The sequence below is a fragment of the Helicobacter felistomachi genome (assembly GCF_030296895.1).
In the GTDB taxonomy this organism is placed as follows: domain Bacteria; phylum Campylobacterota; class Campylobacteria; order Campylobacterales; family Helicobacteraceae; genus Helicobacter; species Helicobacter felistomachi.
Map to the genome: position 1 here is coordinate 424315 of NZ_AP028022.1, position 22981 is coordinate 447295.

The 22981-nt window shown below is 48.7% G+C and carries 15 protein-coding genes, 5 tRNA genes and 4 pseudogenes; 7 read left to right on the plus strand and 17 right to left on the minus strand.

All coding sequences use genetic code 11. From position 1 onward, the window contains the following. Positions 1-95 precede the first annotated feature (95 nt). Positions 96-812 carry a cell surface protein gene (locus QUE23_RS02230; protein ID WP_286349054.1) on the plus strand — a complete coding sequence of 239 codons (717 nt, stop codon included), beginning with the start codon at positions 96-98 and terminating at the stop codon, positions 810-812. A 74-nt stretch (positions 813-886) separates the two neighbouring features. Here the strand turns inward: QUE23_RS02230 and QUE23_RS02235 are convergent. The 12 genes and pseudogenes from QUE23_RS02235 to thiS all read right to left on the minus strand — a co-directional run bounded on the left by QUE23_RS02235 (position 887) and on the right by thiS (position 10739). Further along, positions 887-962: transfer RNA gene (locus tag QUE23_RS02235), tRNA-Glu, on the minus strand. Between the two features lie 29 nt (positions 963-991). Then, a tRNA-Asp gene (locus QUE23_RS02240) sits at positions 992-1068 on the minus strand. 1 nt (position 1069) lies between these two features. Continuing rightward, positions 1070-1145 (minus strand) — tRNA-Val (locus QUE23_RS02245). 3 nt (positions 1146-1148) lie between these two features. Next, positions 1149-1224: transfer RNA gene (locus tag QUE23_RS02250), tRNA-Glu, on the minus strand. After that, positions 1225-1300: transfer RNA gene (locus QUE23_RS02255), tRNA-Lys, on the minus strand. It abuts the tRNA gene before it with no gap. Between the two features lie 57 nt (positions 1301-1357). Beyond that, positions 1358-3297: pseudogene (locus QUE23_RS02260) on the minus strand (transglycosylase domain-containing protein). A 5-nt stretch (positions 3298-3302) separates the two neighbouring features. Then, complete coding sequence (locus QUE23_RS02265; protein WP_286349055.1) at positions 3303-5339, minus strand: methyl-accepting chemotaxis protein; 2037 nt, start codon at positions 5337-5339, stop codon at positions 3303-3305. Between the two features lie 36 nt (positions 5340-5375). Continuing rightward, entirely contained in the window at positions 5376-5867 is a 492-nt protein-coding gene (locus QUE23_RS02270) for a chemotaxis protein CheW (protein WP_286349475.1), read from the minus strand. Between the two features lie 24 nt (positions 5868-5891). Then, on the minus strand, positions 5892-8348 hold the full coding sequence (locus QUE23_RS02275; RefSeq protein ID WP_286349056.1) for a hybrid sensor histidine kinase/response regulator: 2457 nt from the start codon (positions 8346-8348) through the stop codon (positions 5892-5894). A gap of 39 nt (positions 8349-8387) precedes the next feature. Further along, positions 8388-9323 carry a chemotaxis protein gene (locus QUE23_RS02280; RefSeq protein ID WP_286349057.1) on the minus strand — a complete coding sequence of 312 codons (936 nt, stop codon included), beginning with the start codon at positions 9321-9323 and terminating at the stop codon, positions 8388-8390. 54 nt (positions 9324-9377) lie between these two features. Then, positions 9378-10130, minus strand: a complete 753-nt coding sequence (locus tag QUE23_RS02285) for a metallophosphoesterase (RefSeq protein ID WP_286349476.1) — start codon at positions 10128-10130, stop codon at positions 9378-9380. 408 nt (positions 10131-10538) lie between these two features. Continuing rightward, positions 10539-10739 (minus strand): sulfur carrier protein ThiS, encoded by a 201-nt coding sequence (gene thiS, locus QUE23_RS02290; RefSeq protein WP_286349058.1) that lies wholly within the window; start codon positions 10737-10739, stop codon positions 10539-10541. Between the two features lie 126 nt (positions 10740-10865). On the opposite strand from thiS, the gene QUE23_RS02295 reads away from it, so the two are divergent. Next, positions 10866-11297: a hypothetical protein gene (locus QUE23_RS02295; RefSeq protein ID WP_286349059.1), complete on the plus strand. Its 432-nt coding sequence runs from the start codon at positions 10866-10868 to the stop codon at positions 11295-11297. Between the two features lie 126 nt (positions 11298-11423). Here the strand turns inward: QUE23_RS02295 and QUE23_RS02300 are convergent, their stop codons facing one another. Beyond that, positions 11424-13538 (minus strand): methyl-accepting chemotaxis protein, encoded by a 2115-nt coding sequence (locus QUE23_RS02300; RefSeq protein ID WP_286349060.1) that lies wholly within the window; start codon positions 13536-13538, stop codon positions 11424-11426. 195 nt (positions 13539-13733) lie between these two features. Further along, positions 13734-15062, minus strand: coding sequence for a TIGR00366 family protein (locus QUE23_RS02305; protein ID WP_286349061.1), 1329 nt, complete (start codon positions 15060-15062; stop codon positions 13734-13736). 154 nt (positions 15063-15216) lie between these two features. Here QUE23_RS02305 and QUE23_RS02310 point away from each other — a divergent pair. The 5 genes and pseudogenes from QUE23_RS02310 (at position 15217) to QUE23_RS02330 (ending at position 18582) form a co-directional block, all read left to right on the plus strand. Further along, a pseudogene (locus tag QUE23_RS02310) lies at positions 15217-15838 on the plus strand (MBL fold metallo-hydrolase). Between the two features lie 8 nt (positions 15839-15846). Beyond that, complete coding sequence (locus tag QUE23_RS02315) at positions 15847-16617, plus strand: HesA/MoeB/ThiF family protein (RefSeq protein WP_286349062.1); 771 nt, start codon at positions 15847-15849, stop codon at positions 16615-16617. Between the two features lie 24 nt (positions 16618-16641). Next, entirely contained in the window at positions 16642-17412 is a 771-nt protein-coding gene (gene motA, locus QUE23_RS02320) for a flagellar motor stator protein MotA (protein ID WP_286349063.1), read from the plus strand. Next, positions 17412-18181 (plus strand): annotated as a pseudogene (gene motB / locus QUE23_RS02325) (flagellar motor protein MotB). The gene motA and the pseudogene motB overlap by 1 nt, the downstream one beginning before the upstream one ends. After that, positions 18178-18582 (plus strand): hypothetical protein, encoded by a 405-nt coding sequence (locus QUE23_RS02330; protein WP_286349064.1) that lies wholly within the window; start codon positions 18178-18180, stop codon positions 18580-18582. The pseudogene motB and the gene QUE23_RS02330 overlap by 4 nt, the downstream one beginning before the upstream one ends. On the opposite strand, the gene QUE23_RS02335 is transcribed toward QUE23_RS02330, so the two are convergent. The 3 genes and pseudogenes from QUE23_RS02335 to QUE23_RS02345 form a co-directional block, all read right to left on the minus strand. Beyond that, the gene (locus tag QUE23_RS02335; protein WP_286349065.1) at positions 18566-19291 is read right to left on the minus strand and encodes an HpaA family protein; all 726 of its coding nucleotides are present in this window, start codon (positions 19289-19291) and stop codon (positions 18566-18568) included. The genes QUE23_RS02330 and QUE23_RS02335 overlap by 17 nt on opposite strands. Positions 19292-19400: 109 nt before the next feature. Further along, the gene (gene glnA / locus QUE23_RS02340) at positions 19401-20840 is read right to left on the minus strand and encodes a type I glutamate--ammonia ligase (RefSeq protein WP_286349066.1); all 1440 of its coding nucleotides are present in this window, start codon (positions 20838-20840) and stop codon (positions 19401-19403) included. A gap of 41 nt (positions 20841-20881) precedes the next feature. After that, a pseudogene (locus QUE23_RS02345) lies at positions 20882-22936 on the minus strand (carbon starvation CstA family protein). Positions 22937-22981 lie beyond the last annotated feature (45 nt).

The following is a 22981-nucleotide window of genomic DNA, read 5'->3' on the forward strand; positions in this document are numbered from 1 at the left end:
TAAAAACCCACTAAATGGGGCGATATTAGTAGCATTTGACTTAAAGAACGCTTGCATCCCTATTCGAGGGGTTTGGCGCAATAAAAAGGGTTTTTATGGAGCGGATTTGGGCGCAAAGGGGGAACTGGTTGTTGGCGTGTTGCTTGGGGGTGTTTGTGGGATGCGGACAACCTCCAAATGGCGGTGCGCCCATCAACTACAACTTCAACTACAAAGAAGACATCACCAACACCGTCAACCACAACCATCTCCAAAGCACAAGGGCAAGCGCCCCCGCCCCAACCCAAACCCACACCACGCAGATCGTCAAATTGAAGACAAATGGGCCTAAAAAAGTGGTGTTCTCACAAGAAAACTACTACCCCTTAAATGGGCGCGAAGTCGGCATTGAAGAGTCGCATGGCAAGCTGTATTTAGACATTTTTTCCTACAAACTGCAAAAATTCATGCGCGGCGAAGACTTTTCAACTAAAAGACAAACCCAAATCTTTGCACTCAACAACAACTCCACCCAAATCACAAATATCGAAGGGCGTATAAAGACTTACGAATACACCCAAACCAAGCAAAAAGACCACAGCATCAACACCCCCTACCAACGCTATGTCTTGCGACAAAAGACCCCCACACGCTTTGAAATTGATATTGACAAAATCCCCTATGAGTTTGACACACAGGGTTGTAGGATTGTGGTGAGAAAACAACTCATCGACACGTTTGCCCACAGCAAGGAAGTCATGATCAATTTAGACTTTAAAAGGGAACTGCGCAACAAAGCGGGCTTTGATTTATTCTTAGAATGCCCCTGGTAGGCAGGCTTTAGGCACAGCATCTACAACTAAAATCCACAAAGGGTTTTTATTGGTGTTTTAAGGGCTGATAGGGGTGGCGACCCCTGAAAGATTTGAACTTCCGTTTCCACCTTGAAAGAGTGGTATCCTTGGCCACTAGATGAAGGGGTCTACTAAAGTTTAGGGGGTTTAAAATGAAGTGGCGGAACGGACGGGACTTGAACCCGCGACCCCCTGCGTGACAGGCAGGTATTCTAACCAGCTGAACTACCGCTCCGTGGTGGTCGCTATAAGACTCGAACTTATGACATCCACCTTGTAAGGGTGGCGCTCTACCAACTGAGCTAAGCGACCGGGTGGTGACTCCCTAGGGGATTTGAACCCCTGTAACCACCGTGAAAGGGTGGTATCCTAACCACTAGATGAAGGAGCCTGGTGACCCGTGCTGGATTCGAACCAGCGGCCCATTCCTTAAAAGGGAATTGCTCTACCTGCTGAGCTAACGGGTCATTCGCAAAAAGTGTAATGATACACTATTTTAAGGGCTTTGTCAAGCCCCCAAATTTTTAGAACAAAAGCGGCGTGTTGCCCTGACTTTGGCTAGGAAGTGCTGTGCCTTTAATGGTGTAGTAAGTTTCTCCATTGATGCGTTGGGCAACCACACCCTCGGGAATTTCAAAATGCCGTTTTAAATTTGGATCAAACTTCAAGGCCTTTTTCATAAAGTCGCCAAAGACAGGCGCGGCCACCATCCCCCCCGTCATCGCGTGTCCTATGCCCGTGTTGTCGTCCCTACCAAACCACACAATGGTCTGTAAGCTTGGGCTAAAGCCACAAAACCACGCGTCCACATTGTTGTTAGAAGTCCCCGTTTTGCCCGCAACCTCTAGCCCGGGCACCTGTGCCTTGCGCCCCGTGCCCCTCTCCACAACATTTTTGAGCACCGCTAAGGTCAAAAAGGCCTTAGAGGGGCCTAAAACGCTTTTGGGCGTGATGAGCTTTAAGGGTTTATCATGCCCGCTAGAATCTGTGATGCTCTCAATCAAGGCCGGCTCTACAATGTTGCCGTAGTTGGAGAAGAGCGAGTATTGCATGCTTGCCTCCAAGGGCGAAATGCTGAAACTGCCTAGCGCGATGGACATGTTTTTAGGCAAGTCCTCAAACCCAAAAGAGCTAAGATCCCGATAAATGGTGTCAAAGCCTACATAGTCCACAAGGTTGATGGTGGCGAGGTTAAGCGAGTGGGTGAGAGCGTCTTTTAGAGTCACCAGGCCGTTGACCTTACGGTTGTAGTTTCTAGGCTGCCAGTGGCGTTGTTTGGGGGTCGCACCATTGCGGTTATTGAAGCTGCGCGCCACATCGGGGATCAAAGATGCGCTAGAGAGTCCATTGTCAAAGGCGATTTGGTAAATGAAGGGCTTTACAGCACTGCCCAGTTGGCGCTTGGCCTGGGTGGCTCTGTTAAAGGCACTCTTGTTGTGATCCACGCCCCCCACGAGGGCTAAGATGTGCCCGCTTTTGACATCTGTTACGACCATCGCACCATTAAGGGTGCTGTCCTCTTGTTCGCGCAACTGCTTGAGCATGTTTTTGTAGCCCAATTTCAAGGATCACGGGCAAATTTTTGGTAATCCAAGTCTACATATAGTTTAATGGTGTAGCCCCCAGTCTTAAGGTCGGGCAAGAAACCCAATATCCGCACCACTTCATCGGCCACATAGGGGGCGACATTTTGCGTGGTGGTGGTGTGGTAGACCTTGGGCACTTCATTTAAAGCCGTGTCCATCTCTTCACCTCCGATCCAGCCTAGATCGTACATGCGCTTGATGATGCTATTAGCCCGTGCCAGCGAAAACTCTAGCCGCCTTGTGGGGTCGTAAAAGGAGGGGGCTCTAGGCAAAGACACAAGCATGGCGATCTCTTTGAGGCTCAAAAGGGCTAGGGGTTTTTTAAAGTAGCCTAAAGCCGCCGTTTTGATGCCATAAAAGCCATGCCCAAAAAAAGTTTGGTTAAAGTAGCGCTCTAAAATCTGCTCTTTGGTTAAAACCCGCTCCAATTTTAAAGCCAACACCATTTCTTTAAGTTTGCGATCCAAAGTTTTTGCCCGGGTTAAGAGCATGTTTTTTACAAGCTGTTGGGTTAAGGTGCTGCCCCCTTCGGCGTATTTTTGGTTGCGTAGGTTTTTGATGAAGGCGCGCATGATCGCGTCCAAATTCACGCCATTGTGCTCGAAAAACAAGGTGTCCTCAACGGCCAGCAAGGCTTCGACCATGCGCGGCGGGATTTCGTTAAAGTGGGCGTAAATGCGGAACTCTTTGTCGTAGATGTTGGCGATGAGTCGCCCCTTGGTGTCTAAAATCTTGGTGGTGAGATCTGGCTTGTAGTCCACCACCTTTTTAAGGTCGGTGTCTGCTTCCTGCCATAAGTAAAACACATACCCGCCCCCAAAGACCCCACCCAAAACCACGGGCAAAATGAACAAAACCCAAAGAACCTTTTTGAGAATCTGCATTAAAATTTCTTCTTGTTTGCATCCTCTAAGATGTCTTTAGAAATGCGATCGATGTTGTTGCCGACCTCTAAGGAAGTGGTGGCGACATCAAGGTTGTTTTGTGTGTCCTCTTTAAAGACTTGCAAAGAGGCGTTGATTCCCTCCACGCTTTGGCTCTGCGCCTTAATGGATTCTGCAGTGTCGGCAATGCTTTGCACCAACACATTGATGTTTGCCTCAATTTCACCCAAAGATTTTTGGGTGCGCTCGGCAAGTTTACGCACTTCATCGGCCACGACCGCAAAACCCCGCCCGTGTTGGCCTGCGCGGGCGGCCTCAATGGCAGCGTTTAGGGCTAACAAGTTGGTTTGATCGGCGATGTCTTTGATGATCTCTATAATATTTCTAATGTCCTGGCCTTGGGCGATCATCTCTTCGCTTTTTTGGCTAATGCCTGTAATGCTCTCTGTGATGCTCTCAATAGCTTGAGAGGTTTGGTGCAGACTTTTATTTTGTTGGTTGGCGCTGTTGGTGAGCTGATCCACACAAGTTTTTAAGCCCTGCGACTCCTTAGTTAAGGCACTGGCAAAGTCCAAAGAAGTGCGCAACATTTTGGTGATCTCAGCCCCTAAAGCATCGATGGACTTTTCCACATCGCCTGAAGGGTTGACGATGCCCTTGCTGAAGTCTAGGGCTTTGTAGCGTTCAAACGCCTCGTTGATGGTTTGCATGTGTGCACCGATGTGCTGTTGCAAATAGAGCACGACATCGTTAAAGAGTTCTTTTAGCTGCAAGAGATCGGGGTTGTTGGGCGTGGCGGTGATCTGTTGTGTGAAGTTGCCCCCCTTGATGTGGCGCACCACAGCAAGCATGTTCTCAATCGTGGCGCTATCCGTTTTCGTGCTTTCGTGAATTTTTAAGATGTTCTCGTTGATGGATTGCTGCATATACCCGATTTCATCGAGCATTCTAGGTTCGACAATGTGCACATCTTTATTGTTTTTAGGGTCGTTAAGCAGTCTAAAGAAACTGCTCAGGGTGTTAGAAACCACTCCGATACGATCGCCCACGAGGTAACGCACAAGAAAATAGACGATCACCACCAGCACCACCACCACAACTAACCCCATGACCAAAATCAATTTTTGCAAATAACTGGCTGCTGCAAAGATTTCTTTTTTACTTGCAAACCGCGCGACAGCCCAATTGAATTTAAAATCATCGGGACCAATTTTGCTAAATATGTCAAAGGATTTCACCACTAAAAAACTATCTTTATTGGTGCTGATGGCGTGGTAATCCATAGCCCCAGAGCGGTTTTCACGCACCATCGCCACTAAGTGTGCCGCCGTAGGATCACGATTGACATCGCTCAAGAGTTTGCCTTGAATACTTTTGTTGTATGTCAGCAATAAATAGCCGTTTTGTTGCATCACAAAGGTGTCGTTTTTGCTACGCATGACAATATCAGCAAAACCATCAATGCTGACAAAAGCGATCATCACCCCCACTAATTTAGTTTTGCCATGTTCATTCTTGTCAAGAGGCACCGCCAATTCAAAGCCGAAGATTCTTTGCCCACCAATCTCTCTAAAATAGGGTTTTGTTTTAAGAATCTTGCCATCTTGTAGCACTTGACGCGTGATTCCAGGATTGTAAAAATCCTTTTTAATGGAAGTTTCTAGGGTATCTCCCACTTTGCTCGTAATATAAGAACCGTTAGGATCACCCACAGCGGACACGCTAACCAGTTTCACACGTACGGTGCTATTTAAAAACTTTCGGATCAACTGCTGTCTTTCGCTTTCATTGTGGGTTAAATCAATGGAGGCGAGATTCTCCGCTAAAGTGCTCATGGATTCAAACATGCGATTCATCACCCTTTGCAGGCGGGCGGCGTTTTCATCGACATTTCTCTGCATGGTTTGAATGGTGGTGTTACGCGTAACAGTCCTCACCTGTTTGCTGATCACCACCCCCATGGTTGTAATACCCAACACCACCACCACGCACACACCCACAATGATCTTAGCGGCAATCCCTAATTTAGAAAACATGGCATCCCTTTCTCGAGCACAACTCCAAACATCGACCTAAAAATCCTTTTTGAGTATCTCTTCTACTTTAAGAATTGAAACCAATTTATCCTCCCTTTTGCCAATGCCAAAGATCAGTTGGTTGTTTTCTAACAGAGTTTCAGGCACGGGGTCGATGTCGGATTGTTTGATTCGAATCGCCTCGGTAAGCCTGTCGATGAAAAAGCCGGCGATTTGATCGTTGTGGCGCACCACCAAGTAGCGCATGTCCTTATTCATCTTTTCGGCGGGTAAGCCAAATTTCAAACGCAGGCTGATTAAAGGAAACACATTGCCTCTAAGGTTAAACACACCCAGCACATAATTAGGCGTTTCAGGCACGCGGGTGTAGCCGATGGGCTTGACGATTTCTAAAATATTCAAAATGGGGATCGCATACTCTTCATTGCCGATGATGAACCCGATGAATTGCAGGACCTCTTCATTGTCCTCGGGTTTTTCATCTTGCCCCCCCCTTTTCTGCTTCTCAAACAGCTCTTTTAAGGTCATTGTATCTTTTTGCATGCGCGCTCCTTAGTTCTCCAATTTGATGCTGCGTTTCACCACATTTGCCAAATACTCGGGGCTGTAGGGCTTGGTGATGTATTCGGTCATGCCGCTCTCCACGCCGCGGATGCGATCGGTCTTTGTAACCCTTGAGGTTACCGCAATGAGGGGCAAGTTCTTAAACTTATTGTATTTACGCACCTCAGCTGCGAAAGTGTAGCCGTCCATTTTGGGCATTTCAATGTCCACCAACACGGCATCGGGCATTTTGTCGGCGTTTTTGACCATTTCTAGGCCCTCCATGCCATTGGTCGCTTCTAGCACCGTAACGCCCAAAGGTTTTAAAGATTTACGCATCATGGCGCGATCCGTGCTGCTGTCATCGATCGCCAAGACGATGTAGTCGCTGGGGTTATTTTTGACGTTGGAGTTTTGCGCCTCATTGATCAAACTATTGACATTGACTTTGACATTTTTTGCCATCTCCATCATCGTGCCGACATCCACGATCAAGGTGATCTTGCCATCTCCGCGCACCGTGGCCCCCGCAATGCCCTTCGTGCTTTTGAGATAATAGCCTAAAGATTTAATCACCACCTCCTCTTGCCCGATGAGATAATCCACAATCAGCCCAATTTTTTGATCGGCCAACCCGATGATGACGACATACACTTCCTTAGAGCTCTCTAAAATCGCATCTACCTTAAAAATATCTGCTAAGCGCACAAGTGAAAGCACTTCATCGCGCAGGCGCAACACACTTTTACCATCCACGCTGTAAATCTCATCCTGGCTGATGCGCACGGTTTCTAACACCGAAGATAGGGGGATGGCGTAGTATTCTTCTTGCACACCCACCAACAAGGCCTGAATGATCGCCAAAGTGAGGGGGATTTTGAGCTTTTGTGTGGTGCGCACGCCCACTTCAGACTCCAACTCGATGATCCCATTGAGTTTTTCAATATTGGTTTTCACCACATCCATGCCCACACCCCGTCCAGACACATTGCTTAAGGTCTTGGCAGTGGAAAAGCCGGGCTTAAAGATGAGATTTAGGGCTTCTTTGTCCGTCATGGTGGCGGCTTCTCTCTCAGTGATCACGCCCTTTTCAATGGCCTTTGCTTTCAATTTTTCTGGGTCTAGCCCCACGCCGTCATCGCTGATCTTGATCACAATGTGGTTGCCCTCATTGTAGGCACTCAGCTCCACCCGTCCCGTTTCGGGCTTGCCTAGCATTTTGCGATCTTCGGGTTTTTCAATCCCGTGGTCGCAAGAGTTTCTAATGATGTGGATCAAAGGATCACCAATTTCTTCGACGATCGATTTGTCTAGCTCGGTTTCCTCCCCGTCAATCACCAAAGTGATGCTTTTACCCAGCTCGCGGCTCAAATCGCGCACCATGCGGGGGAATTTATTAAAGACCTTGCCAATGGGCTGCATCCTTGTTTTCATCACCGCCAGCTGCAGGTCTGTGGTTACAGCGGAGATCGAAGACACGACTTGGTTCAACTCTTCTAAGAATTTCTCTCCATCGTAACGTTCCTCCACATCGCCGTAAATGCGAATCAAGCGGTTTTTACCCAGCACCAACTCCCCGATCAAATTCATCAAGTGGTCTAAGCGCCCCACATCCACGCGCACCGTCTGCTCGACCCCGATGGCTACTGACTTTTCACCCTCTTTTTTAGGCGCGCCCGGCTTCGCGGCTGCTTGGGCGGGTTTTGCTGGTGCGGGTTTAGGCGCAGGGGCGCTTGGGGCGGCTTTTGGGGTAGGCGCGCTTTGGGGGTGTGCATTTTGTGCGGGGGCACTTGGGGCTGTGGTGCTTTGTGCTTCTTCTTTCTTTTTCTCTGCCCGGCGGGCTTTATCCGCCTCTTGGCGCAATTTTAAGAGTCGCTCGATCTCTTGCTCCACCTCTTGTGGGCTCATATTAGAGTAGTCAGGCTCGCCATCGTGGCCCGCCTCAACTTGCGTCTCTGTCTGATCCTCAGCCTTGGCCTCTTCTTTGGGTTGCTCTGCTGTGGGCTGTTCTGCTTTAGCTTGCTCTTGTGGAGCTGGCGCAGGGCTAGCTTCTTGTGTGGGAGCGGCTTGCTCGGGGTCTTGCACGATTGCCTGCAACTCTTTAGTGATCCCCTCAATGTCTAGGCCGGCATTAGCATCTGTACCTGTGTTGCGGATATTCACCAGTAAAGTTTTCATCATGTCCACCGAGCGCAAGACGACATCCATCACATCGGGGGTGATTTTTAATTCGTTCTTGCGCGCCCGGTTTAAGACATCTTCCATGTTGTGAGTCAAGTGGGTTAGGGTGTCTAGGTTAAGAAAAGAGCTTGAGCCCTTGATGGTGTGGGCGACCCTAAAAATGCGATTAAGCAAGTCCAAGTCTTCGGGGCTGTGTTCCAGCTCCACCAAATCTTGATCGAGCTGTTCGTTCATCTCAAAGGCTTCAACTAAAAAGTCTTCCATGATCTCTTTCATATCATCCATAAAACACCTCTTTCTTAAATTCTTTTATTATACTTAAGATTACCCTAAAATCTTAGCGACCTCGTCCATGAAACGATCGGCATCAAACTTCACCAAATACCCCTTCACCCCTAAATCCAAGGCCTTTTGCGCGCTGTAATCATCGCAGATCGAAGAGTTAAACAGCACGGGGATTTGGCAGAATCTAGGATCTGCTTGGATTTTAGAGAAAAAATGGTAACCATCCATTTTGGGCATCTCCACATCGGACACAATGAGCTTTAAATTTTGATCCAACTTGTCTTGATACTGCTCGTAAAGCATCTCTAATTTAGCCAGCCCATCCTTGCCATCCACCGCTTCCACGACTTTAAAACCCATTTTTAACAAAGTGTGCTTGATGATCGTGCGGGCGGACTTGCTGTCGTCCACAAACATCGCAATCCCCTCAAACTGCCTGACCTGCTTTTCTTTAGGCGGTTTGGAAGCTTTTGGGCTATGCAAGTCTAAGTCGTCTAAAATGCTCTCTAAGTCTAAAATCAACATCGTTTTATCGCCATCGATCTTGGTTGTGCCTGTGATCTTATCCTTGCTTAGCGTGCTTTGGTTGCTGAAAGCAGCGGGCTCCACATTGCTCCAGTCGATGCGCCGAATGCGTTTAGCCGCGTGCACCACAAAGCCCATTTTCACACCACTAAACTCCGTGATGACCACAACTTTTTCAACCACACGGCTTTCATCCTCGACAATGCCTAGCCATCGCGACAAATCGATCAAGGGAAGGATCGTAGAGCGCAGATCAAAAACGCCCAAAATATAATCCAAATTCGTGGGGCACTCAAAAACTTCAGGCATCATGATGATCTCTTGCACCTTAGACACATTGATTCCATAAATGCCCTCGAAGGGTTGATCGCCTTGCAAGCCGAAGATTCTAAAGTCCACCAGCTCGATCTCGCCTAAATTTAGGGCGGTGTTTAAATTTTGTTCTGTCAAGTGCATCCCCATTTCACAAAATTTAAAGGGCTTTAAATTTTAGCCTATTTTCTCTTAGTTTAGCGTGCATTGATGTATTTGGCTTAGGGCAGGGCAAATGATCCAGCCTCCATTGCTTAATCTGGTAACCTCTTTAGTGCAATAAAATGAGGGCAAAGACACATACAGCGGGCCTTTAGAGTCTTTGTCCATGCGCCCGATATGAAAATGCCCCTCAATCACACCGCTTAAGGTCTGTGGGCTTTGTTTGGCATAGCGTTCTAGGCGCGCTTGGGCAAAGTGGGTGAAATCTAGAGCACTTTGGGGGTAAGTTCTAATCCTTTTGGCATAAATGGGAGCACTGATGGCCGTGTAAAGGGGCTTGATGTGCGCCAAAAGCCCTAGGGTTTTTAGACTTAATGGGTTTGAAAGCAAACGGATATACAGGCCATAGCCAAAGCCCAAAAATAGATCCCCGTGCGCGAGGGCGTAAAGTTGATCCTTGTGGCTGAAAATGACCGGCTGTGCACTTCTGGGATAGATCGTCGTGTTTTTGAGCTGGGGCACACCACTTAAGCCCAAGTCATGATTGCCCTCAAAGTAAAACACGGGGATTTGTCGACTTAGGTGCTCTATTTGTTCCAAAATATGGGGGGTGTGGGTGTGTTTAATGCTGCCCACGAAAATTTGGAACATGTCGCCCATTAAAAAAAGTTGGCTGGGCGGGTGCGCCCTAAGCTGCTCTAAAAAATGGGCTAAATCGTGCATGCCCGTCTTGTGGTGAGCATCGGCAACAAACAGGGCGTTTTCTAAAATTGTGGGCCACATCAGCAACAATACAAGCGGCTAGCCTAAACCCCGCCAAAAAGGGCGCACAATTCCCCACAAAGGGCAAGCAAACCAAGCTCAAAGATAGGTTTAGCGACGGAGTTTAACGAGTACAAAGCTGGTTTTCAACACCATTGAAAGGGGGCGATAACAAGGCAATGCTCAACACGACACCTGACCCAAAAGGGGATGATTCCCCTAAGATAACCAACAACTCCTCCAAGGCAAGCGTCAATCAAGTTTTAGAGGCAGACAGCCATTAACCCTAAATTTCTAAAGGGCGACCAAATAAGCCAAGCTTAAGATAGCCGACACCATCACCAAACACAAGCAACAATAGAGAGGCCGACACCATCATGCCAAGGCGATCAATAACGCTAAACCAAGGGTTAAGGGGGCTTAACAATATCAACCGCCTCCCATAAACTGCAAACACTCTAGGCGGTCGTTTTCTTGTAGGGGGGTGCTGTGCCACTTCTCTTTTCTCACCACCGACTCGTTTAAAGCCACCGCACACACCTGCGCTTCAATGCCTAGCTCTTTAATGACAGAATCGATGCTTAGAGGTTTGTCAAACTCTTTGGCCTGTCCGTTGATGAAGACTTGCATATCCATCCTTTGGCTAAATAAGCCCCCATTATAACAAAAACCTATCAAAACTCATGCTATACTCGGCAAAACTTTAAGGTTACCCGTTTTTGCCCCGCTTTTAGATGCCTTATTGAGTCTAGCCGCTTGCCCCCACCCCCACCCACTAAAAGTCCTCTCACAATCGGGGTTTCTCTTTGGTTTGGCAAAAATGCTTTAGAAAACTTAAAAAATTTTAAGGCATGGTTTTTCTACCACATTTTAGCCACTCAATACGACATCACGCTCACCACAAAACCCGAAGACTCCTGTGCTGTGGTTTTTGGCACTTCTTTTAGAGAAGAGGGGTATCATTTTTTTAGAAGTATCTTGGACTTCCCCCAAAAGCGTATGGGGCACACAGGTGAAAACGAGCGCATTGACTTTAATGTCTACGACTTTGGCATGGGCTTTGATGAGCTAGAGTTTAACGATCGCTATTTACGCGTGCCCCTTTACTACCAAGCCATTTGTTGGTTGGCTAAACTAAGCAGCACTTGCACCGACTCCCCCTTTCAAAGCAAGCCCACCGCTTTTTAAGCAAACTTACACAAATTAAGGCCAAGTTCTCCCGCGCACAAGGCACTAGGTGAGGGCAAACAGAGCCACAGACTAGACTTAGGTGCAAGTCTTTAAGTGGCTCATTCAAGTCGCCCCATTCCTGCCTTAAAACTTCTTCTTATTGACATCATCAAAAATTTCCTTAGCGATGTCATTGACTTTTTGGGTGATCTGATCGGTGTCTTGGGCGATTTGGGCGTTTTTTTGCACCACAACTTCTAATTGCTCGACCGTTTCATTGACCGCTTCAATCCCACTGGCCTGCTCTTGGACATTGGCAACAATCTCATTGATGCTTTGGATCAATAAGTTGGCATTGGCCTCGATCTCGCCTAAAGATTTCCCGGTCCTCTCGGCTAATTTTCTCACTTCATCGGCCACCACCGCAAAACCCCTCCCGTGCTCGCCCGCTCTAGCGGCTTCAATGGCGGCATTTAAGGCCAAAAGATTGGTTTGATTGGCGATGTCTTGGATGATGCCAATGATGTTTTTGATCTCTTGAGCCTGCTTGGTGATCTCTGTGGTTTGGGTGCTGGTGTTTTGCATAAAAGCCGCGATTTGGGCAATTTGTTTGGCCGTCCCCTCTAGGGAGTTGGATTGCTCCACGCTGCTTTGCGAGAGAGCTTGCATGGATTCTCTTAAGATGGCACTTTGGGAGGACAATTCTTTGGCAAAAGCAAAAGAAGCACTCAGCATCTCGCGGATGTCTTGACCTAGCATATTCGTGGTGATCTCCACCGCGCCCTTAGCCTCTGGAATTTCAGCCGTGAAGTCAAATTTCTTGTAAGCTTCAAAAACGGCGTTGATGGTGTCCATGTTGCGCCCCACCTTGCGCTCTAGGGTGTCTAACATGGTGTTGAGTACATTTTTAAGTTCTTTAAGCTGGGGGTTAGCAGGGATTTGTGTGATTCTTGCGCTCAAATCGCCCGACTCGATGATCTTAGCCGTGCTGACTGATTGGGACACTGCCTGCTCGTCCTCTTGCAAAGATTTTTGGATGTTTTGGATATTGGCATTGATGACACTCACCATCTGCCCCAATTCGTCATTGCTTTGCGTCTTTAAGGGCTTCAGGGAGACTTTTTCGTGGTTTAAAAACCTAAAAAAAGTAACCAAGCCCTCCAACACGACAGAGAGGCGCGCAGAGATGATTTTATTGGCCAAAAACGCCACGCACACCCCCGCGGCAATGAGAGAACAAACAGCGGTCACGATGACGAGTCTTGCAAGCTCGTTTCTAGGCTTAAAAATGACCTTTTTCGTGGCGACAATAAAGACCGACCAAAACTGATCGATGCTACGCCACACCTTAAAATTCACCAATCCAATGAAGGATTCTTGGTGTCTAATATTGACATAAGGGAACACCCCTTCTTTGCGCTCTTTTGCGGCTTTTAAAATGGCCTCTGTCAAAGGGCCCGGATTGACTTCAATCAAGGGTTTGCCAATCATTTTGGTGTCTGGGAAAGCAGCGACTCTGCCCGTAGAGGAGAGCACTGCAATGATGTCGCCCCGATAAACCGAGCTGGTTTTGTCTAAGATGATCTCTTGGCGCATTCTCGCAAGATCGATGGCAATGCTGACAAACCCTATCGCTTGTTTTTGTTTATTTCTAATGAGGACGGTGGCGATGACGGTGGTTATCTCCTTGCCCGCAACGTTGATGTGCATCGGCTCGCTCACCGCGTCTTGATTCTTCTGCAACACTTCTTGGATGTGAGCGCTGTTAAAAAGACTGGCACTCTGTTGGGCAGAGAGGGAAATCACCCCTCCTGTGTGTGCCATATCGGTGTCCTCAAAAACCAAATAGAGACCTTTGGGATCAAGGTGTTTTGTGCCTTCTGACTGGGGGGGAATTTTAGCGTGATCTTGAAAGACCGCGCGCGGGAGGTAGAGGAATAAATAATTTGACCAATTGGCCTCGTCAAAGGCAGTGCGCGTAAAATTAGATAATTCATCTTTATATAAGGAATGATCGGCAATGGAGGTTTGAATCGTCTCTCTCAGGGTTTCTAGCAGGGTAAAACTTTGGCCAAAGGCGGGGATGATGCGATTGGCGTGCCTCTCAGCAACATTGTAGAGGGTTTTGTAAGCCTCTTCTTGTAAGGTTTTAGAAGACTTATGCGTGATCACTAAGGCTAGAATAACAAAGATGACCAGCAAAATCCCAATGATTAAACCAACGAGCTTTGTGCCAATCCTGACATTAGATAAATTCATAAGCCATGCCTTTCACTCCTGCTTTTTTAACTCTGCTCTACGCCTATGTTTAAATGGTAATTTTAAATGCAAAATTCTAATGCAAGGCAACCAATTGTGTAGGGTTACCCTACAATGAGTCGAGCCAGGCTTTCACAATTTTAAGCAAGCTCAAGGACATCAAGGCAAAATTCATAAATCCATCAAGAAAGTCCCCTAGGTCAAAAAATACAAACAGCCCGCACTCACCGCCCCCGCATAGACAAACGCCACAAGCAAATAGCCCACAATGTGGCGCACATCTAAGCTGGCAATGCCAAGCAGCGGAAGCGCAAAGAAGGGTTGGATCATATTCGTCCACGCATCCCCCCACGCGATTGCCATGCAAGTTACAGCGGGATCAACGCCCAAAGCCGCCCCGCTAGGGAGCAACACAGGTCCTTGCACGGCAAACTGCCCCCCACCGCTAGGGATAAAAATGTTTAAAAGCCCTGCGCTTAGATAGCTAAGCAGAGCGAAATTGTCGTGGGTGGCAATTTTTGAGAAGGCATCGGCTAGGACATTAGCAAAACTCACTCCATTTGCGCCTTTAAGCCCCATCACCCCGATGATGCCCGCATAAAAGGGAAACAGCAGCACAATGCCGGTCGTGCTTTTTAAGTCCTGCTCCATTGTGGCGTAGTATTGATGCGGGCTTGCGTGCGCGCATAGCCCTAAGAACAAGAACAGCAAAATCAAGGTGTTGAGGTTGAGTGCAAAGCCCTTATTCAAAAAGTAAATCCCCAAATACGCCACACCCAAGAGCCCTAAAAACGACCCCAACAAGGGGCTGTGCTCTAAGCGATGCGCAAAGCACTCAATGCGGGTGGGTTTAGGCGGCGTGTCCTTGAGGTTAGCGGGGTCCATTGGGGTGGGGATTTTGGGGTGCATGAGGGCATTGATGAGGGGCAGCCCTAGCAAGAGTAGTAGGACCATGGCAAGGTTGTAGCTAGAAAAAATCGTGTGGCTTAAGGGGATGGGTTGGCTTAAAACACCCCCACTAAGTTTGCCTAAATCCCCGTCATTTGTGGCGACTTTGAGCGGAATGCTCCCAGACAACCCGCCATGCCAAATTAAAAAGCCCGAGTAAGCACTCGCCACCAGTAAGGGGTAGTCCACGCCTTTAACCTTGCGTCCTAACACCCTAGAGAGCACCGCCCCCACGACCAGCCCAAAGCCCCAACTAAGCCAACAGCAACAGAGCGAAACAAAGCTGATGGTCCAAATTGCCATTTTAGGGGTATGGATTTTGTCTGCTATGGCATTAAAACACTTGTTGACAAGCGGGGCTCTGGCTAGGGCGATGCCCGTAGCCAGCAACAAGAGCATTTGCATGGAGAACTTTAAAAGCAAAAATAGACTCTCCCCCCACTTGCCAAGCACCACAAAAAACCCTAGACCCGTGCTTAAAAACGCGCCGATGATGGCAACCAAAGTCAAGGCAATGGCGAAAATGAAGGGCGAGAGGAAGTAATTTTGCAAGACTAGAAGCATCCATTTAAACACGGACAAATCCTTAAGGCAAGTTTTCAAGAGTTTAAAGCAAGAATCTTGCGGTGCAGTTTAAAATGGGTGTTTGGCAGATTAAAAGCGCGCTTAGGGTTTAAAATTGTAGCAACAGCTAGGACGAACTTTAGGCAAATTTTGCTAAAATGGAAAAATGTTTAAAATCAAAGTGCAGGCTTTTGGCAACACACAGACAAATTGTTATGTCTTGCAATTAGCACAGGGCGATTTGGTGATCGATCCGGGCGTGGGGGCGGGCGCGTGGGTGCAAGAGCAGGCCAAAAACCCCCTAGCGATTTTAATCACACACGGGCATTACGACCATGTTTGGGACGCAGCCGCTTTAAAAGAGCAGTGGACGGATGTGCCCTTGTATGCGCCTAAAGAGGACATTTTCATGCTCACCACGGATTGCTTCCATTTAGGACAACCCACTTGCAAAGAGGCAGACATCCAGCCCATTGAGGGGCATAAAAAGAGCCATTCTTTTGAGGTGGAGGGGGTTAAGATCACTTATTGGCACTTTCCCGGGCACACCCCGGGGTGTAGTGTCATCGAAGTGGGGGGTGTTTTTTAGCGGGGATTTTATCTTCCATAGGAGCATCGGCCGTTACGACTTCCCCTACTCTAACCCCAAAGACATGAAAGAGTCTTTAGAGCGTTTTTACGCACTAAAGAGGCCAGACTGCCCCATTTACCCCGGGCACGGGCGCGCTACGAGTCTTAAGGCCGAACAGCCCCATATGCCTGCGTGGATTGCACACATCACTTCTTAAGGAAAGCCATGACAGAGAGTCAAAAAGAACGCTATAAACGGCATTTGATGTTAGAAGATGTGGGCGAGGAGGGGCAGGAAAGGTTGTTGCGTGCGAGTGTGCTTGTGATCGGAGCGGGCGGGCTAGGCTCGCCCAATTGTTTTTATTTGGCGGCAGCAGGCATTGGGCGCATTGGGGTGTTGGACTTTGACATCATTGAGTTAAACAACCTGCAGCGCCAAATTTTACACACCACATCCGAGATTCACAGCGCCAAGGTCAAGTCTGCTGAGCGCAAAATGTTGGCACTAAACCCCGAAGTGCAAGTAGAAACCCACTTTGAGAGACTCACCGCCGCCAACGCTTTAGGGTTAATCCAAGAGTATGATTTTGTCATCGATGCCACCGATAATTTTGCCAGCAAGTTTTTGATCAACGATGCTTGTGTTTTAGCAAATAAACCTTTAAGCCACGCCGGGATTTTCAAACACCACGGACAAACGATCACGATCTTGCCTAAAAAGAGCGCGTGTTTTGCCTGTATTTTTGACAAGCCCCCGCATGTGGAGCTAAACAGCGTGTTTAAAGCGGGGTTATTTGGGGTGGTGCCTGGGATCGTGGGCTGCATTCAGGCCTCTGAGGCGATCAAATATTTTCTAGGTTTCCCCCTACTCACCAACCAGCTATTGCACGTGGACACCAAGAACATGGACTTTAGAAAAATCGCCGTCCAACGCCATGAAGAGTGCCGGGTGTGTGGCAAACATGGCATACAAACCTTAACGGATTATCCACAATAGCAAAAAAACAGAAAGGGTAGTTTCATGGATTTGTCATCACTTTTAGGGGTGCTTTTGGCGATCACATCCATTGCAGTGGGGGATATTTTGGAGGGGGGCAACCCCATCCACGTGATCCATGTGAGCTCTTTAATCATCATCATCCCCACGACCTTGTGCGCAGCAATGGTGAGCACCCACGCCCACCATGTCAAAGCGGCCTTTAAAGAGATCAAGATTGTGTTTTTAAACCCCAAGGTGAATTTACAAGACACGATCAAAAACATCGTGGAACTCTCCACCATGGCTAGAAAGGACGGGGTGCTCTCTTTAGAGTCGCGGGTGGCGCAGATTGAGGACGACTTCACCCGCAACGGCTTTTCTATGATTGTGGATGGCAAGGACATCAAATCCGTGCAAGAGAGCCTAGATGTGGCGATCGAAGAGTTAGAAGAGTATTACCACGGGGCGGCACACTATTGGATCACCGCCGGCGAGAGCGCGCCCACCTTTGGGCTGGTGGGGGCGGTGTTGGGGCTGATGTTGGCTTTGCAAAAACTAGACAACCCCCAAGAAATGGCGCTAGGGATCGCGGGGGCGTTCACGGCCACGGTTACGGGGATCATGTGCTCTTACGCCCTCTTTGGGCCCTTTGGCAATAAACTTAAAAACAAATCTAAGGACATCTTGAAAGAAAAAGTGGTGATCTTAGAGGGCATCATCGGGATCGCCAATGGAGACAACCCTAGGGATTTAGAAATGAAGTTACTCAACTACATCGCTCCTGGTGAGCCTAAAAAATCGCAGTTTGAATAATGGCAAAGAAAGCAAAAAAAGTAGAATGCCCCGCTGGGGAGCGCTGGGCGGTGCCCTATGCGGACTTTTTGTCCTTGTTGCTTGCGCTTTTCATCGCCCTTTATGCGATCTCAGTGATCAACAAGGCTAAAGTCAAAGCCCTTAAGAAAGAATTTATCAAGATTTTTGACTACGCCCCCGTGCCCGATGCCATGCAGCCTGTGATCCCAATCCCCCCGCCCCCGGTGAAACCCAAAACACGGTAGAGGCTCAAGAGAAGGAATCCAAAGAGCATTCCAGCCGCTCGCAAATCACGATCACCAAAGTGGGTGAGGGCTCGATTTTAGAGCAAACCGATCAAGGGGCGGTGTTGAAACTGCCCTCTAGCCTGCTCTTTGAAGAGCCCTACAGCGACAAGATCAACGCCACCATGCGCGAAAAGATCCGAAACTTTGCCAAAATCATCCAACGTTTGCCTGATCAAGTGGAGGTGAATGTGCGTGGCTACACCGACAACACCCCCCTACCTGCCTCCAGCGGCTTTAAGGACCACTACGCTTTAGCAGCAAGCCGCGCTTACAAGGTCATGCACGCCTTACTCAGGGATGGCATTAGCCCGCAAAAACTCTCCTTCACTTCCTATGGCCAAAACAACCCCATCATGCCTAATGACAGCGTAGAAGATCGCATGCACAACAACCGGGTAGAAATTTATTTTTACACCAATAAACAAAATGTGGAAAAAATCCACTCCATTTTAGACCACAATATCAGCGGAAACAACGATTGAAAGCCCTAGCCTTTAGCTTGCTTTTAAGCCCCCTTTTGGCTCTACCCACCGGCGAGCAACTCTTAAGAGAAGAGCAAGTGCAGTTGCCTAAAGTCCCCCTAAGCGCCACATTTTTTAGCCAAAAACAGCCCTACACCTCTTGGAGCAGGGATTATGGTGTGTGGCAGACCAAACACATTTTAGAGATCAAAGCCCTAAGCAGGCGGGTGCATATCAATAAAATCATCCTCAATCGGGGGCGCTGCGCCCTCTTGCCCATTCTGCCTAGCTTCGTGCTCACACAGGGCGAAAAGATGGATTATGAGGTCTTTTGCGAGGGGCGCTTAAGGGTGGAGATAGACACAGACTTTGGGGCGCAAATTTTCCATTTGCGCGAAGATTTTCCTAATGACCCTTTTTAAACTTGTCGACCAAATAGCGGTAATCCATGAGCTGGTCGGGGTCTAGAGCCTGGCTGATTTTATGCACCCCTTGCGCATAAATTTGCGTTAAAATTTGGTAAACATTGCTGTCAAAGCCCTCGCCACGGATGGGGGTCACGACACTTGTAGGCATATACCCCCCAGAAACGCCGCGCTCTTGACGCACGGTTACAGGGGTGCGCACTTGATAACCGGGCAGCTCTAAGCTTGTCATGTTTAAAGGCTTTTGGCTCTTAGGTTCGAGCACCTTTAAGGTCAAATAGCCCATGGATAAATTAGAGTTTTTGCCCTCCAACCCCCCATTTCTTAACCGATCCTCGCGTAGGCTAATGTCCTCCAACACCTTGACAAACCCGCTCACCTCCACTAACGCATAACCCCGCTCTTTTTCAGTGGGCGTTAGGGGCATCTTCACCTGTTGCACGCTAAAGCCGCGTTTTTCTAGGATTTCTTGGATTTGATCGCGCATCGAATCTTTAAAGCCCTGCTGCATGCTGGCGGGCACCGTCTTGCTAAAGGTGATCGTTAAGGGCGGGAGCAAGACCAAGAGGTGGTTTTTGGGCTGGGGTTTTTCATGCTCTTCATAATAAGAAAAGGGAAGGGGTCCCTGTTCGTGTTTGTCGACGACTTTAGGCGCACAGCCAAGTCCAAGCAAGCCCACTAACAATAAAAGTGAAGTTTTTTTCATGTTCTCCCTCAATGTTTTTTTAACAAATGCCAAAGGCTTTTGAGTAGGCGGATAACTGCCTTAAACTTTCTAAAATTATCGTAAAACGACCTGCCCCGCCTTTTATGCATCAGCAAGAGTAAGTGGTTTTAAACTCAAAGGGGTGGGGGCGGCTCTCCCAGGGGAACACTTCAGAGCGGAATTTAAAGCTTTGGTAGGCCTGGATAAACTCCTCGGTAAAGACATCCCCTTTTTTCAAATACTCCTTATGCACCAACATCTCTTCTAACGCACTTCTTAAGGTGTGGGGGAGTTGCTTGATCCCCTTGTCTCTAATCTCATCTAGGGTGAGTTGGAAGAGGTTGATGTCCATAGGTGCACCCGGATCCATCTCTTGCGCTAGTCCGTCCAAGCCTGCCATTAAAATGGCGGCAAAGGCCAAATAGGGATTAGACGAGTTGTCAGGAAAGCGAAACTCAAAGCGCGCCGCCTTGCCTTTCACCCCATAGGGGATCCGTACGCTCGCACTCCTATTTTGCGCCGAATAGGTCAAGATAGAAGGGGCTTCAAAGCCGGGGATCAAGCGTTTATATGAATTGCTAGACGCGTTGGTGAAGGCTGCTAAACTTCTCGCGTGGCGCAAAACCCCGCCCAAGAAATGCAGGGCCATTTGGCTTAGGTTTTTGTAAACATCGCCACTAAAGAGATTCTCCCCATTTTTCCACAAACTCACATGCGTGTGCATGCCGCTGCCATTGTCCCCGTGCAAGGGCTTTGGCATGAAGGTGGCGGTTTTGCCATTTAAGTGGGCGACCATTTTCACCACATATTTAAGCTTTTGGACATTGTCGGCGGCCTCCACCAACTCCCCAAAGCGCACACCGATCTCGCCCTGCGCTTGCGCCACCTCGTGGTGCACGACATAGGTTTCTAGCCCCACTTGGTTTAAAACCTTCACGATCTCTGCCCTAATATCCATCATCGTGTCCGTGGGGGGTGTGGGTAAATACCCGCCTTTATGCCCCGTGCGGTGCCCGAAATTCACCCCCCCCTCAAAACTGCGATCCCGATTCCACTCGCCCTCTTCGCTGTCGATCTCATAATATTGGCAATTTGCGCTGTTTTTGATTTTAATGGAGTCAAAGATAAAAAACTCATTTTCCGCCCCAAAGTAAGCCATGTCGGCGATGCCTAGATTTTGTAAATGCCTTAGTGCCCGCTTGGCGATGCTTCTAGGGCAGCGCTCATAATCTTGTTCCTTGTAAATGTCCCACACATCGCAAAAGACCACCACGGTGATGTCTGCGCTAAAGGGGTCAATGAAGTAGCGAATCAAGTCGGGCTTTAAGATCATATCCGAGCGGTCAATGCTCTGCCACGCCTTGATGGAGCTCGCATCAAAGGGGATTCCCTTTTGCAACAAGTCCTTATCCACACCCCCGATGTAATAGCCCATGTGATTCCATGTCCCCTTGACATCGGTGAATCTGAAATCCACAAACTCCACTTCCTTTTCTTTGCAGAAGGCAAAAAACTGCTCAATGTCTGAATCACTGTTATGAATGTCCATGCTATCCCTTAAATTTTTCGTTTATTTTAACATGCCTAGCATTAAGACACAGCCACAAACGCGCTTTCGGCTAAAGGCGGCTGTACCTGCCCCTTGTAGGCGTTGACGCAAATGCGCACACTTGCCCCCAACACCAAGAGCGCCACGAGCATGAAGAAAACGCAAAGCACGGCATCGATGCTGTGGTTAAAAATGGCTTGCTTGAACAGGCTTATTTGCTTAGGGTCTGTAGCGTGGGCGAGTTTTGCGCTTAAAATTTGGGCGGTCGCGACATGCGACACTTTGTTTAAAATAGGGTCTGTGCCTTTAGGCAACACCTTTAAAATCCCGCTGTAAAAAGTGATGGATAAAATGAAGGCGGCGGGCAAGGCGCTCACCAAAGCGTATTTAAAGCGCCCCATTTTAAATAAAATCGTGGTCCCAAGCAAGAGTGCCATGCCTGCAAGCATTTGGTTGCTCACGCCAAAGAGCGGCCATAAAGTGTAAATGCCCCCTTTAGGATCGATCGTGCCTTGGTACAAGAAATACCCCCAAAGCCCCACCGCTAGCAAGGTTGCCACAATGCCGGCTGTGTAAGAATTGGTGTCGCCTAAAGGTTTATAGACATGCCCTAGTATGTCTTGGATCATGAAACGGGCGGTGCGCGTGCCCGCGTCCACGGCGGTTAAAATAAATAAAGCTTCAAAGAGGATCGCAAAGTGGTACCAAAACGCCATCACGCTAGGGTGCCCCACGACCTTATACACGAGCAAACTAAGCCCGATGGCAAAAGTGGGCGCACCCCCCGTGCGGCTTAAAATGCTCTGCTCCCCGATGTGTTTCGTGATGTCCTCGATCTCTTGGGGCGTGATTTTAAAACCCCAAGAATTGATGGCCTGCACGGCTGTGGCGATGTCCGTGCCTAGCGCACTTTGGGGGGCGTTGATCGCAAAATACAGCCCGGGGTGCAAAATGCCTGCCATCAAGAGTGCCATTAAGGCGACCACGGACTCCATGAGCATCGAACCATAGCCCACTAAACGGGCATGGCTCTCTTTGGCGATGATCTTAGGCGTGGTGCCCGAGGAAATGAGGGCGTGAAAACCGCTGATCGTCCCACAGGCGATCGTGATGAATAAAAGGGGAAGAGCGCGCCCGCAAAAACAGGCCCGCTCCCATCGATAAAATGTGTCAGTCTAGGCAAGTGCAAAGGCGGAGCGACAAAGACAAGGGCTAAAGCCAAAACCAGCACCACCCCGATTTTTAAAAAGGTGCTTAAATAATCTCTGGGGGCAAGCAAGAACCACACGGGTAAAATGGAGGCGACAAAGCCGTAAGCGATGATGATCCACGCTAGAGAGCTGGCTTGAAGGGTGAAGTAAGAGGCCAAAGTGGGGTCATTAGCCACCACCTTGCCATAATAAATTGCTAAGAGCAAGAGCGCAAAGCCAATCAGCGAGCTTTCGAGCACTTGGGGGCGCAAAAAGCGCATGTAAAGCCCCATAAAAATAGCGATGGGGATCGTGCAGGCGATCGTAAAAAGCCCCCATGGCGAGTGGGCGAGGGCTTTGACCACCACCATCGCCAAAATGGCAATGATGATGACCATGATCCCCAAAGTCCCCAACATGGCAAACCAGCCCACAAAAGACCCCATTTCATCTTTAATCATTTCGCCCAAGGAACGCCCATTGCGGCGCATGGAGCAAAAGAGCACGATAAAATCGTGCACGCAGCCACCCAGCACACTGCCGATCAAAATCCACAAAATGGAGGGCAAATAACCCATTTGGGCGGCTAAAATAGGCCCTACCAAAGGCCCAGCCCCTGCAATGGCGGCGAAGTGGTGCCCAAAAGTGATCACCTTGTGTGTGGGGACAAAGTCGCGCCCATCGTTGATCACACATGCGGGCGTGGCGCGCTTGTCGTTGAGTCGCAACACCCGATAAGCCACAAAATGGCTGTAAAAGCGATACCCCAAACTATAAATACACACCGCCGCACACACCAGCCAAAGCGTGTTGATGCTCTCGCCCCTATGCAGGTACCAGCACCCCCACCGCCCCCGCCCCCACAACAGCCACTAAACCCCAAAGCAAAGCCTTTAGTTGTTGCATACTGCCCCTTTAGCAAAAGCTAAAGTCTAGCACAAGGGGGTAAAT

Bases quoted from the DNA above. Each gene is read 5' to 3' on its own strand.
- QUE23_RS02230 (WP_286349054.1), top strand. From the start codon at position 96: ATGGAGCGGATTTGGGCGCAAAGGGGGAACTGGTTGTTGGCGTGTTGC.
- glnA (WP_286349066.1), bottom strand. From the start codon at position 20,840: ATGGACATTCATAACAGTGATTCAGACATTGAGCAGTTTTTTGCCTTC.
- QUE23_RS02335 (WP_286349065.1), bottom strand. From the start codon at position 19,291: ATGAAAAAAACTTCACTTTTATTGTTAGTGGGCTTGCTTGGACTTGGC.
- QUE23_RS02315 (WP_286349062.1), top strand. From the start codon at position 15,847: ATGACAGAGAGTCAAAAAGAACGCTATAAACGGCATTTGATGTTAGAA.
- QUE23_RS02270 (WP_286349475.1), bottom strand. From the start codon at position 5,867: ATGACCTTAAAAGAGCTGTTTGAGAAGCAGAAAAGGGGGGGGCAAGAT.
- QUE23_RS02300 (WP_286349060.1), bottom strand. From the start codon at position 13,538: ATGAATTTATCTAATGTCAGGATTGGCACAAAGCTCGTTGGTTTAATC.
- thiS (WP_286349058.1), bottom strand. From the start codon at position 10,739: ATGCAAGTCTTCATCAACGGACAGGCCAAAGAGTTTGACAAACCTCTA.
- motA (WP_286349063.1), top strand. From the start codon at position 16,642: ATGGATTTGTCATCACTTTTAGGGGTGCTTTTGGCGATCACATCCATT.
- QUE23_RS02275 (WP_286349056.1), bottom strand. From the start codon at position 8,348: ATGGATGATATGAAAGAGATCATGGAAGACTTTTTAGTTGAAGCCTTT.
- QUE23_RS02285 (WP_286349476.1), bottom strand. From the start codon at position 10,130: ATGTGGCCCACAATTTTAGAAAACGCCCTGTTTGTTGCCGATGCTCAC.
- QUE23_RS02265 (WP_286349055.1), bottom strand. From the start codon at position 5,339: ATGTTTTCTAAATTAGGGATTGCCGCTAAGATCATTGTGGGTGTGTGC.